General features: G+C 66.3%; 1 protein-coding gene. It reads right to left on the reverse strand.

Annotation, left to right across the window (positions count from 1 at the left end; all coding sequences use genetic code 11):
* On the reverse strand, positions 1–451 hold a 451-nt coding region (locus tag VT50_RS36985; protein ID WP_143645347.1), incomplete at both ends, for a ketoacyl-synthetase C-terminal extension domain-containing protein.

Here is a 451-nt window from a genome sequence, read left to right on the forward strand (position 1 = left end):
GCGCCTGGACCGCTGGTGCTTCCTCCACGATGACGTGCGCATTGGTCCCCGACACACCAAAGGAAGACACACCAGCCCGCCGCACCCGCTCCCCACGCCGCCACGCCACGGGCTCGGTCAGCAACTCCACCGCACCCGCATCCCAATCCACATGCGAAGACGGCTGATCCACATGCAACGTACGCGGCAGCACCTCACGATTCAGGGCCATGACCATCTTGATCACACCACCCACACCAGCAGCCGCCTGCGTATGACCGATGTTCGACTTCAACGACCCCAGCCACAGCGGCTGTCCATCTTCCCGGCCCTGTCCATAGGTGGCCAGCAGCGCCTGGGCCTCGATCGGGTCACCGAGCTTCGTGCCGGTGCCGTGGCCCTCGACGGCGTCCACGTCCGTCGCCGACAACCGCGCATTAGCGAGCGCCTGCCGAATCACCCGCTCCTGCGA

The organism is Streptomyces antioxidans (genome assembly GCF_000968685.2).
GTDB classification, from domain to species: domain Bacteria; phylum Actinomycetota; class Actinomycetes; order Streptomycetales; family Streptomycetaceae; genus Streptomyces; species Streptomyces antioxidans.